The sequence below is a fragment of the Planococcus sp. ANT_H30 genome (assembly GCF_008369335.1).
GTDB lineage: Bacteria > Bacillota > Bacilli > Bacillales_A > Planococcaceae > Planococcus > Planococcus kocurii.
In genome coordinates this window covers 353230-365804 of sequence record NZ_VOBJ01000002.1, presented here as the reverse complement: position 1 = coordinate 365804, position 12575 = coordinate 353230, and the positions used below count along the sequence as shown (strand labels likewise).

Below are 12575 nucleotides of genomic sequence, written 5' to 3'. Positions count from 1 at the left end.
GGAGGAACGTATGGAAACTAAACACCCATTTTTACCGATTATTATCGGTACAGACATGAACGCTTATAATATGGCTATCTCATTTCACGAGGCATATGGCATTAAGCCCATTTTAGTCGGTAAAGAACATTTATCGTTTACTTCACTAAGTTCGATTACGGAAACGATTGAAATACGTTCAGGTTTAGCGGATGATTCTCAGTTTGCTAACATTCTGATCGAAGTTGCACGTAAGTATAGAGCACCTGGTAAAACACTTTTGCTCATTGGTACTAACGATCTTTATGTGCGCTTGATTATTGAAAATGCTAAAATTTTGCGAGAGCATTATGTTTTCAATTACATCAACGAAGATTTGATGAACCAACTGCAAGTGAAAGCTAATTTCTATGAGCTTTGCAAAGTGCATGGTATTGACACACCGACAACGTTCTTTTATAGCTGCAATTCGAACAAGCTGTTTGAAGAAGAAATGATGTTCCCAGTTATTATTAAACCAAGCAACGGCATCGAATACAGCAGAAACAAGTTTGAAGGCCAGCAGAAAGTGTATAAAGTTGAAAGCCCAAAAGAAATGCACAACGTCATCCAGCAAATTAAAACAGGTGGTTACCGCGACGAATTGATCATCCAGGACTATATTCCAGGAGACGATACATTTATGTGGGATTCGGTTATTTACGCTAATTCGAAAGGCAAAACACAACTCGTTACTTTTGCGCAAGTAGTGTTACAAGAACATACTGTTACGGCAATTGGAAACTACACCGCATTGATTACACGCTTTGATAAAGACGTGATGGTCAAACTGCAAAATTTTCTTGAAGCAGTCGGCTATAACGGGTTTGCAAATTTCGATTTAAAATACGATTCGCGCGATAATACATTTAAAGTATTTGAGGTGAACATTCGTCAAGGACGTTCTAGCTATTACGTCACAGCACTTGGGCATAATATGGCTGAGTATTTTGTGGATGATTTGATCTATCATACTGAAAAGCCTATAACGTATTTAAATGAAGATTTCCTGTTCACAGTCGTACCAAAAGCAGTCTTGCGCAATTTTGTCGCGAATAAAGCAGTGCTAAAAGACATTAAGCGCTTGATTAAAAAAGGCCAATACGGTAATCCGTTATTTTACAAACAAGATAAGCATCTAAAACGAAAAATTTATTTATTGGCACGCCAAGTGAATTACTATAAAAAGTATAAAAACAATCAATGGTAAATTTACAGAAGCTTAACACTGGCTTCATACTTGGATGGTAAGGTTTACTAGAACCCCCTTCAACCGCATAATTTGAAAAAGAGTCCTTCCCCCGGACTCTTTTTCTATTTTTCTGAAACTATTTCACTATTATTCCGTATAGTCAGTAACAAGAAAAAAGGAGGGGCCATCATGACAACTAAAAAACTACTAGCGGTGATTGGTTTATCAATTACGGGAATTCTTCTGCTGATTGCGATTTTTACTTCTTGGTACACGGTAGATGAATCCGAACAAGCAATCATTATTACATTCGGTGTAGCCAATGAAACGAATACTGAAGCTGGCTTACATTTTAAAATGCCGTGGCCAATTCAAAAAGCAGAAATTCTTTCAAAAGAAACTTACAGCTTGAAATTCGGCTACAACCAAAACGACGAAGGTGAAATTGTGGCATTCGACAAAGAAACTAAGATGATTACAGGAGATGAAAACATCGTTCTTACGGACTTAATTGTTCAGTGGAAAATCACGGATCCTAAGAAATATCTATTTAATGCAGAAGCTCCTCAAGATATTTTGCATGATGCAACATCTGCATCTATCCGTTCAATTATCGGCAACTCGCTGATTGATGACGCACTAACATCCGGAAAAGCGGAAATTGAATCGGACACACGCGATCTGCTTGCTTCTTTAATTGAGAAGTACGATATCGGCATAACTGTGTTAGCTGTCAAACTCCAAGATGTAGAACTACCGAACGAAGAAGTGCGCGCGGCATTTACGAATGTAACAGATGCTAGAGAAACGATGAACACGAAAATCAACGAAGCCAAAAAATACGAAAACCAAAAACGTAACGAAGCCTTAGGAGAAAAAGCTGCGATTAATTCACGTGCAGAAGGTCAAAAAGTAACGCGTATTCAACAAGCAACAGGAGACGTTGCATTATTTGATAAATTGTATAAAGAATACGAAAACAATCCAGAAGTTACAAAGCAACGGATTATTATGGAAACCTTAGAAACAGTCTTGCCAAACGCCAAATTGTATATTATGAACGATGAAGGTGGAACGATGAAATACTTGCCACTTGAAGGATTGCAGACAACTATCCCACCGGTTGCGGAAACTGAAGAAGGGAGTGGCGACTAATGGAACCAAACAAACCTTTAGGAGAAGTGAAAAAATTCAACCCTTATGATAGGCCAAAAAAGAAAAAAGAACCGAGAGATCCGGTTGACTTCAAGAAATACTGGAAATTGATTGTCGGTTTAGTTGTAGCATTTGTTCTCTTGTTAATAGTCTTAACGAATGTGTATATTGTAAAAGAAAATGAATACCGAGTTGTTCGTCAATTTGGTGAAGTGGTGAAAATTCAAGAAGAGCCAGGCATCCGCATGAAAATACCCTTTATTCAAAGCGTTACGACTTTGCCGAACTATCAAATGACTTACGATGTTTCAGAAGCGGAAATTAATACGAAAGACAAAAAACGAATCATCATCGATAATTATGCAGTTTGGCATGTTGTCAATCCACTTGACTTGATTTCAAATGCTGGGACAATCGTCAACGCTGAATCCCGAATGGAAGAATTTATTTACTCGGTAGTTCGTACAGAACTGGGCCAGTTAGATTACGATGAAATCATTAATGATGAGAACTCTTCTAGGGGCAGTGTGAACGATGCTGTCACGGCGAAAGTGAATGAATTGCTAAACAAAGATCAATACGGTATTCAAGTGATGGATGTTCGGATAAAACGAACAGATTTACCTGAAGAAAATGAGCAGTCTGTTTATACGCGGATGATTTCAGAACGTGAATCCACGGCTCAAGAATACTTATCTCAGGGAGATGCGAAAAAGCGTGAAATGGAAGCACAAGCTGATCGACAGGCACAAGAAGTAATTGCTACAGCGCGTAAAGAAGCCGCATTAATCCAAGCAGAAGGCGAATCCGCAGCTGCTAAAATTTATAACGAATCGTTCTCAAAAGATCCGGAATTCTATGAGCTTTATCGCTCACTAGAATCTTATAAGAAAACAATTGGTGATGATACCGTCATCGTTTTACCATCTGATTCACCTTACGCAGAAATCTTATCCGGTAATTTCGAATAAGGCTAGAGCCGTCATTTCTCTTCTATTTGCCCGCGTGGTAAAATAGAGGGAATGATGGCTTTTTTTATGGAGAGGGGTAATTTTGTGGCAAAGAAAATACTTTTATTAGATGGCAATAGCTTGGCATATCGTGCGTTTTTCGCCTTGCCGCTATTGACCAATGAAAATGGCATTCACACGAATGCTGTCTATGGATTTACGATGATGCTTCAAAAAATAATCGAAGAAGAAAAACCAACGCATATGATTGTGGCGTTTGATGCAGGCAAAACGACTTTCCGTCACAAGACATTTAGTGAGTATAAAGGCGGGAGACAAAAAACGCCGCCTGAGTTGTCGGAACAATTTCCTTATCTGAGAAAAGTGATTGATGCTTACGGCATTAAACGCTATGAATTGGACAATTACGAAGCGGACGATATTATCGGAACTTTGAGTCTTGAAGCAGAACAAGCGGGTGATGAAGTTGTGATTATTTCTGGAGATAAGGATATGACGCAATTGGCATCATCAACGACGACCGTCTTTATCACGCGAAAAGGGATCACGGATATCGAAAAGTACACAGTCGAGCATATTAAAGAAAAATACGGCCTGACACCCAATCAGATTATTGATATGAAAGGTCTGATGGGCGACGCATCGGATAATATTCCGGGTGTGCCAGGTGTCGGCGAAAAAACAGCGCTAAAATTATTAGCAGCACACGGTTCAGTTGAAGGTGTCTATGAAGCAATTGACTTGCAAAAAGGCAAGATGAAAGAAAAACTAGTCGCCAATGAAGATCTTGCTTATATCAGCAAGCAACTGGCGACCATAGAACGACATGCCCCCATTGAAATTAGCATTGAAGAATTGAGTTATGCTGGACCAAATCAAGACGAATTGGTAAAAGTATGGACGGAATTGGCATTTAAATCTTTACTAGAAAAAATGGAATATACAGCAGAAGAAACAGTTAAAGAGGAATTGCACTTCGAGGTACTGACTGCCATTGACCCAGCTATATTAAAAGACGAGATGGCTGTTCACCTAGAGTTATACGATGAACATTACCATAGCTGTGATTTACTTGGTGTTTCTTTAGCGACGGAGACAGAAACCTATGTAATTCCAATGACAGTTGTTGAGCAATCAGAAGAATTCAACAAGTGGTTTAAAGATCCATCGAAAAAGAAATTTATGGCAGACTCAAAAGCAGCAACTGCCGCATTTTTACGTATGGGCATTGAATTAAAAGGTGTCGATTTTGACTTGATGCTAGGTGCTTATATTGTGAATCCGTCGTTAACTTATACGGATATGGCGAGTATTGTCCAAGAGTACGGTTATAGAGACGTATCAACAAACGAACAAATCTACGGCAAAGGTGCTAAAAAGAAAGTGCCGGAAGAAACGATTCTAAACGAGCATATTGCTAGAAAAGCACGCACTATCTGGAAAGTCCGGCCATTAGTTATGGAAAAACTCGAAGAAAACGAGCAATTTGATTTATACGACAAATTAGAATTGCCACTGGCGACAGTTTTAGGTCAAATGGAGTCACTAGGCGTCAAAGTCGATCGCGATCAATTGTCCGAAATGGGCAAGGAATTGTCTCATAAACTCGAAAAAATTGAATCGGATATACATGGGCTGGCCGGACAAGAATTTAATATCAATTCCCCTAAGCAATTAGGTGTCATCCTGTTTGAAAAACTTGGATTACCAGCTTTAAAGAAAACCAAAACCGGTTACTCAACAGCAGCAGATGTTCTAGAAAAACTAGAGGGGCAGCACGAGATCATCTCGCATATTCTCATGTATCGTCAATTGGGCAAACTATTATCCACTTATATAGAAGGATTGCTAAAAGAAGTACACGAAGACGGCAAAGTCCACACCCGGTTCCAACAGGCTCTTACAACAACTGGTCGACTTAGTTCAACTAATCCGAACTTGCAAAATATCCCGGTGCGCCTTGAAGAAGGACGGAAAATCAGGAAAGCCTTTATTCCTTCAGAGCCGGACTGGGTAATGGTCGCAGCGGATTATTCACAAATTGAATTGCGTGTCTTGGCAGATATGTCGGAAGATGAGCGTCTCGTGCAAGCTTTTAAAGATGACCGAGATATTCATACAACAACGGCTAGCGATGTTTTTCATGTTCCTGTAGAACAAGTGACAGGCGATATGCGAAGAGCTGCTAAAGCCGTTAACTTCGGAATTGTTTATGGCATTAGTGATTATGGTTTGTCTCAAAACTTAAGCATTCCACGGAAAGAAGCAGCAGACTTTATTGAACGTTATTTCACAAGTTTTCCTGGCGTCAAAAGTTATATGACAACGATTGTGGCAGACGCAAAGCGTGATGGATTTGTCACGACATTGATGAACCGGAGACGCTATTTACCGGATATTACGAGTTCTAACTTTAATTTGCGCAGCTTTGCAGAGCGTACAGCGATGAATACGCCGATTCAAGGGAGTGCAGCAGATATTATTAAAAAAGCGATGATTGATATGGATGCAGCACTCGAGCGTGAAGGGATGCAAACGCGTATGCTGTTGCAAGTACACGATGAATTAATCTTTGAAGCACCACCTGAAGAATTGGAGAAACTGATGAAATTAGTACCTGAAGTAATGGAACATGCAGTGAAACTAATTGTGCCGTTAAAAGTAGACATCGCCAATGGTGCAACTTGGTACGATACTAAATGATCGGAGGGTAACGATATGCCTGAACTTCCAGAAGTAGAAGGTGTCGTTCGGCAGATCCGCCCTGTTTCTATTGGTAAAAAAATTGAGGCAGTAACGGTATCGGACATTATTCGCTTATCGAAAGCGAATGGCAAAGAAGCAATCATTAAGCGGATGGAAGCCGACCGTTTTGTTGATAGCTTAACAGGAGCGCAAATTGTCCGTGTCGAGCGACGCAGCAAATATATTTACTTTACATTGCGAAAAGACCATGAATTTTTATTAGTTAATCATTTGGGAATGTCAGGAGCTTGGTTTTACGTCGACCAGCTTCAGTCTATTCCGGAAGATAAATTCCGGAGACACGTTCATGTTATTTTGACGTTGAGCGATGGCAACTTACTAGCGTTTTCGGATATTCGTCGTTTTGGGGAAATGAGGGTATTGCAAGAAGAGGCAGAATTCCCTCCTTTACTGCTGATGGCACCGGAGCCTTTTGAGCCAGGTGCACGAGAACATTTTTTGGCGATGGCTGAGAGTGCTAAATACCAAAACAAAGCAATCAAAGAACTTATTATGGACGGCCAAATTATTTCGGGCTGCGGTAACATTTATGCAACAGAAGCCCTTTTCAAAACGAAAATACATCCCAAACGAGCGGCTAGGCGCATTAGTCGGAGACGAAAAGTAGAACTATTTGAGTCAATTGTTGCTATTTTGCTAGAAAGCATAGAAGCAGGCGGAAGTACGATTTCGGATTACCGCAACATCAATGGTGAATCAGGCAGCATGCAAGATCGTTTTGGTATGTATGGAAAAAAACAGTGTATGGTTTGTGGCACGATGACGAAGACGCTGAAAATCGGAGGTCGGGCATCTGTATATTGCCCAACTTGCCAGAAATGAGGATGAATAATGATCATTGGATTGACAGGTAGCATTGCCAGTGGAAAAAGTACCGTATCCGAAATGTTAAAAAATTTAGGCTATCCGATTATTGATGCGGATCTTGTCGCGCGGTTAGTAGTAGAACCAGGTTCTGACACCTTAGGACAAATCGCTTTAGCATTTGGCGATGAGATACTGCGCGAAGACGGAACGATGGACCGTGCAAAACTAGGCGAAATCATTTTTAACGATCCGGCAAGTCGCAAAATATTGAACGATATTATTCATCCGGCAATTCGTCAGGAAATGCTCCGACAGCGGCAGGATTTTTTGGCGCAAGGATTCAAGACCATCATCATGGATATTCCGTTATTATTTGAGAGCCGCCTACAGCACTTGGTCGATAAAATTTTAGTCGTCAGTGTTACCGAAAAAAATCAATTTACTCGGCTAGTGGAACGCAACAACTTTACTGAAAAAGAGGCGCGAGCACGTATTAGTTCACAACTGCCAATGTCTGTAAAAGAAGATGGAGCGGATGCGGTTATCTACAATAACGGTACATTGAACGAGACGGAAAGCCAATTAAATCGAATTTTAGCAAATTGGCAAACCAGCCTTGAAAAAGAATAAAAGATATGTAATTTTAAAGGTTCTCTAAATAGGTGATTGTGTTATACTATATAAGAAATTAAAAATATGAGTATAACTTAATTACAAACGGAGGATTCCTACATGACAGTTTCTATTGCAATTAACGGATTTGGCCGTATTGGCCGTATGGTTTTCAGACAGGCGATATTGATGGATGATGTTAAAATAACAGCAATCAACGCTTCGTATCCAGCTGAGACCCTGGCGCATTTGATTAAGTATGACACAAATCACGGTACCTTTACGGGTGACGTATCTTCAGAAGAAGATGCTTTAATTGTTAATGGAAAACGGGTTCAATTGGTAAGTGAGCGCGATCCACTGAATTTGCCATGGAAAGAAATGGGCATTGATATCGTTATCGAAGCAACTGGGAAATTCAATTCACGTGAAAAAGCAGCGCTGCATTTAGAAGCAGGAGCTAAAAAAGTGATTTTGACAGCGCCTGGAAAAAAAGAAGATATCACAATCGTTATGGGAGTTAATGATGACAAACTAGACATTGATAAGCATGATATCATTTCCAACGCTAGCTGTACGACCAATTGTCTAGCGCCTGTTGTAAAAGTGCTGAATGATACATTTGGAATTGAAAATGGCTTGATGACGACCATCCATTCTTACACAAACGACCAGCAGAACTTAGATAACCCGCACAAAGATCTTCGGCGCGCGCGTGCTTGTGCACAATCCATTATTCCAACTTCTACGGGTGCTGCGAAAGCGCTATCATTGGTGTTGCCTGAGATGGAAGGGAAACTTCATGGTATGGCATTACGAGTGCCAACTCCAAATGTATCCTTAGTCGATTTAGTTGTTGACTTGAACACAGCAGTGACAATTGAAGAAGTTAATAGAGCTTTCAAGGAAGCTTCTGAAAATAGCTTAGAAGGAATTTTGAGCTTGACGATGGAACCATTGGTTTCTGTTGATTTTAATAGCAATTCAGATTCGGCAATTGTTGATGGATTATCGACGATGGTTATTGGCGATCGCAAAGTAAAAGTTTTGGCATGGTACGATAACGAGTGGGGCTATTCAGCACGTGTAATCGACTTGACTAAAAAAGTTGCCAATGCGATGGTTCTTGTTTCTAAATAAGCCTGAATGCCCTGTTCTCTAGTTTTTTTAAAAGAGAAACAGGGTTTTTCTCTGCCTATGTGATCGTAAAAATTCTGAATCAATAAGATATTATTATTGCATTTGCGATAAATACGTTTTATACTATGAATCGTAGTTGAAAAATGGCTACCACTTCTGAATTTCCATCATGTAACTCGGAATTAGGAGCGTAAGATTTTTATTCACATGACTGCTTAAAGGGTTAGGACCTCTTTGGACTAACTTTCCCCCGTGGTAGTCAACTTTGAATATTTTGCGCAAAAACCAAAATGATATCAAAGGGGGAAAACGAACCATGGAAACGATGGGACGTCACGTAATTGCAGAACTTTGGCAGTGTGATTTTGACAAATTAAACGATATGGATTTTATCGAACAAACTTTTGTTGATGCAGCACTCAAATCTGGAGCTGAAGTAAGAGAGGTAGCTTTTCATAAATTCGCACCACAAGGTGTTAGCGGAGTTGTGATTATCTCAGAATCTCACTTAACTATTCACAGTTTTCCAGAACACGGCTATGCGAGTGTAGATGTTTACACTTGCGGCGATTTAGATCCGACTATTGCAGCGGAATATATCGCAGACGCACTAGGTTCAACATCACGCGAACTTGTAGAAATACCACGCGGTATGGGACCAGTAAGTGTTGAGAAATCCAAAGTTTCAGTAACAGCATAATCCATTTAACCAAAAACACGTAAGCAGGGGATGAAATCCTCTGCTTTTTCTATTTTTTCAATGATTTTTTGTTATACTAGATACACGAGATAGAGAAGTTAGGGAGATGTAAAAATGAAATGTCCAGCTTGCCAACATAACGGCACACGTGTTGTCGATTCGCGGCCAATAGACGAAATGAAATCCATCAGAAGGCGAAGAGAATGTGAGTCTTGCGGTTATCGCTTTACGACATTTGAAAAAGTGGAAGAAATGCCACTGATTGTTGTCAAAAAAGATGGCTCGCGTGAAGAGTTCAGCCGTGAAAAAGTTTTGCGTGGCGTTATTCGCGCATGTGAAAAACGGCCGGTATCTCTAGAAGTGTTAGAAGAAGTCGTCTTTACGATTGAGAAAGACCTTCGCCGTGCGGGTAACCCAGAAGTGAAATCTGAAGAAGTCGGAGAATTGGTCATGAATCGACTAGCAACAATCGACGAAGTAGCATATGTTCGCTTTGCTTCAGTGTATCGCCAATTTAAAGACATCACTGTTTTTATTGATGAACTCAAGGATTTGCTAAATAAAACTCCGGAAGACAAGAAAATCGATTAAGGCGGTGACTTATGACTGCATATTATAAAGAGTTGCAGCCTGCTGATCCATTTCGAATTCGCTTACCTTATCCGTTTTCAAATTACGATCGGCAACTTCTAACATTGCTCTATCAACCTATGATTGGTGCGGAAGCCATTGCATTGTATTTAACTTTATGGGCTGAAGGAGAAGCGACTAGTGAAGAGTCGAGTCATTATACATTGATGAATATGTTGGGGAATTCTATTTCGAAAATATTTGACGCTAGAATCCAGTTAGAAGCAATTGGATTGCTTAGAACGTATAAAAATCAAAGCAGTGAGCGTTCTTTCATCTATGAACTGTGTCCGCCACTCGATCCAAAAACGTTTTTTATGGATCCGTTATTGTCTATGTTTTTATTTAGTAAAATTGGTGAAACGTCTTACCGAAAAGTTCGTAAACGTTTTGCCATCGAAACGGAGATTCCGACTGATTACGAAGAAGTGTCAAGAACCTTTACCGATATTTTTCAACCAGTTCATGCCAAAGCAGGCTATCCCGCTAAGAAAAAAGATTTACAAGAACGAAAAAATGGGGGATACAGCACGGAATCAGATTTTGACTTTGGTTTATTGCAACAAGGGCTTTCCGAGCAATTAGTTCCCAAACGTGTATTAACGGGCAGCATAAAAGCCTATATTGCCAAATTGGCTTTTTTGTATAGTTGGGACCCGCTTGAAATGCAAACAGTTGTCTTAATGGCGATTGATGACAATTACAAATTGACGACTGATCTTTTAAAAAAAGCAGCAACCGAGCATTACAAAATGAAAGTGTCCACTACAGCGCCGCAACTGGTTCCTGTACATAAAGCAACAGAACCTGTTGAAGCAACAGACGAAACGTCAAAAACAAAAGAAGATGAGTTATTGGTTTATTTAGAGACTGCAGCTCCTATCCAAGTACTGAGAGATATTGCGGATGGTCACGAACCGTTGCCGTCAGATGTGGAACTAGCAAACCAATTAGTCACTTTCCACAAGATGGAGACAGCGGTTGTAAATGTATTGCTTCACTATGTGTTGCTACGAACCGATATGAAGCTAACCAAAGCATATGTGGAGAAAATCGCTTCGCACTGGCTACGCAAGAATATTACAACCGCAAAAGATGCAATGGAAATTGCCCGTGTCGAGCACACGCAGTATATGAAGTGGAAGTCTGAAGGCTCGCTAACGACTATCGCCAAACCATTCACAGGCAATCAAAAGCCGCTGCGTGAAGAACGATTGCCGGAATGGTTCCATAAAAAAGACGATGTACCTGTTGCTAAAGCAGAGCCAAGAAACGAAAGCTTAGAAGTAGAAAAACAAAAACTTCTTGCGAAACTTGCGCTGAAGAAAGGAAAAGGTGGTTAAATGGAACCGATTAGCGAAACCTTAAAACGTGTAGTCAATGCCCCTGCTTTTTCTGAGCGTTATGGTGAAATGCGTAAAGAAGTATTGGCGCATGCAGGAGTTCAAAAATTCTTGGAAAATCATGCAGATGAAATTGACGCACCTACTATTGATAGAGGGCTTCACAAGTTATACGAATACATCGACCAATCCCATGATTGCAACAAATGCCCTAGCTTGGATGGCTGTATTAATCATTTAAAAGGTTTTGAGCCGAATCTTGTATTAGAACGTGGAACTATCGGGATTTCGTATACAAAATGTCGCTCAAAGGATATTCACGACAACAAACGCCATGCATCTTCTTTAATCCATAGCATGTATATGCCAAAAGAAGTGATGCAAGCGACACTGGACGGCTTTGAATTAGATGACAGTCGCATGGAAGCGTTTCGAGCGGTTGGTGATTTCCTCGATCAAGCAACGGGTCCTGACAATTTACCTGAGAAAGGATTGTATCTTTATGGACAATTCGGTATTGGGAAATCGTACTTATTGAGCGCAGTGGCCAATGAACTGGCTGAGATCAATGTGAAATCTGTGTTGGTGTTCGTTCCAGAATTTATGCGAGAAATGAAACAGGCGATTGGTGATCAAACATTGCAGGAAAAAGTGGATTATGTGAAAAAAGCAGACGTCTTGATGCTAGATGACATTGGAGCTGAAGCAATGTCAAGCTGGACACGAGACGAGGTACTTGGAACAATTCTCCATTACCGGATGTCTGAAAAACTGCCAACATTTATGTCGTCAAACTTTAGCTATACCGAGCTGGAGTACCATTTAACCTATTCGCAGCGCGGAGAAAAAGAAGATTTAAAAGCGGCGCGCATTATGGAACGAATTCGTGCATTAACGAGTCCAGTTAAACTTGATGGACGCAATCGAAGAAATTAAGTGCGAGAACTATTGCCTTTTGGAACAATTCGGTTTATAGTAATAACAATCGAACCAAGATTTTACATGCCTTGACAAGGACATGAGCGGAATTTACGACTTTCAGAGAGAGAAGCATAGGCTGTGAGCTTCTTAAGTATCGTTTTTTCGCTTACCCCCTTTGAGCAGCAGCTGTGAACAGTTTTTTAGTAGCAGCTGACGGTACCGGCCCGTTAGCCGATGCAGAGCTTCATTTTGAATGGTTTCAGCTGTTCAAAATAGAAGAAGGGTGGAACCGCGAGCTAAAGCTTCGTCCCTTTTGGGAT

11 protein-coding genes and 1 other annotated feature are annotated in these 12575 nt (G+C 40.4%); all 11 genes read left to right on the top strand.

Annotated features, from left to right (window positions below; all coding sequences use genetic code 11):
• Positions 1-10: 10 nt before the first annotated feature.
• The 11 genes from FQ085_RS07715 to dnaI all read left to right on the top strand — a co-directional run bounded on the left by FQ085_RS07715 (position 11) and on the right by dnaI (position 12270).
• Positions 11-1228: a carboxylate--amine ligase gene (locus tag FQ085_RS07715; protein ID WP_149456326.1), complete on the top strand. Its 1218-nt coding sequence runs from the start codon at positions 11-13 to the stop codon at positions 1226-1228.
• A 171-nt stretch (positions 1229-1399) separates the two neighbouring features.
• Positions 1400-2365 (top strand): FtsH protease activity modulator HflK, encoded by a 966-nt coding sequence (gene hflK, locus FQ085_RS07710; protein ID WP_078080302.1) that lies wholly within the window; start codon positions 1400-1402, stop codon positions 2363-2365.
• A complete protein-coding gene (gene hflC, locus FQ085_RS07705; protein WP_149456325.1) occupies positions 2365-3336 on the top strand; it encodes a protease modulator HflC in 972 nt (323 codons plus the stop codon). The genes hflK and hflC overlap by 1 nt, the downstream gene beginning before the upstream one ends.
• 66 nt (positions 3337-3402) lie before the next feature.
• Complete coding sequence (gene polA, locus FQ085_RS07700; protein ID WP_149456324.1) at positions 3403-6039, top strand: DNA polymerase I; 2637 nt, start codon at positions 3403-3405, stop codon at positions 6037-6039.
• Between the two features lie 15 nt (positions 6040-6054).
• On the top strand, positions 6055-6924 hold the full coding sequence (gene mutM, locus FQ085_RS07695) for a bifunctional DNA-formamidopyrimidine glycosylase/DNA-(apurinic or apyrimidinic site) lyase (RefSeq protein ID WP_149456323.1): 870 nt from the start codon (positions 6055-6057) through the stop codon (positions 6922-6924).
• A 9-nt stretch (positions 6925-6933) separates the two neighbouring features.
• Entirely contained in the window at positions 6934-7539 is a 606-nt protein-coding gene (coaE, locus tag FQ085_RS07690) for a dephospho-CoA kinase (RefSeq protein WP_149456322.1), read from the top strand.
• 102 nt (positions 7540-7641) lie between these two features.
• A complete protein-coding gene (locus tag FQ085_RS07685; protein WP_058385712.1) occupies positions 7642-8661 on the top strand; it encodes a glyceraldehyde-3-phosphate dehydrogenase in 1020 nt (339 codons plus the stop codon).
• Positions 8662-8977: 316 nt separating this feature from the next.
• On the top strand, positions 8978-9361 hold the full coding sequence (speD, locus tag FQ085_RS07680) for an adenosylmethionine decarboxylase (protein WP_058385711.1): 384 nt from the start codon (positions 8978-8980) through the stop codon (positions 9359-9361).
• 114 nt (positions 9362-9475) lie between these two features.
• Positions 9476-9952, top strand: a complete 477-nt coding sequence (gene nrdR / locus FQ085_RS07675) for a transcriptional regulator NrdR (protein ID WP_058385710.1) — start codon at positions 9476-9478, stop codon at positions 9950-9952.
• An 11-nt stretch (positions 9953-9963) separates the two neighbouring features.
• Positions 9964-11334: a replication initiation and membrane attachment family protein gene (locus FQ085_RS07670; protein WP_149456321.1), complete on the top strand. Its 1371-nt coding sequence runs from the start codon at positions 9964-9966 to the stop codon at positions 11332-11334.
• A complete protein-coding gene (gene dnaI / locus FQ085_RS07665; protein WP_058385708.1) occupies positions 11335-12270 on the top strand; it encodes a primosomal protein DnaI in 936 nt (311 codons plus the stop codon). It abuts the gene before it with no gap.
• Positions 12271-12332: 62 nt separating this feature from the next.
• Positions 12333-12570, top strand: a binding site (T-box leader).
• The last annotated feature ends 5 nt before the right edge of the window (positions 12571-12575 follow it).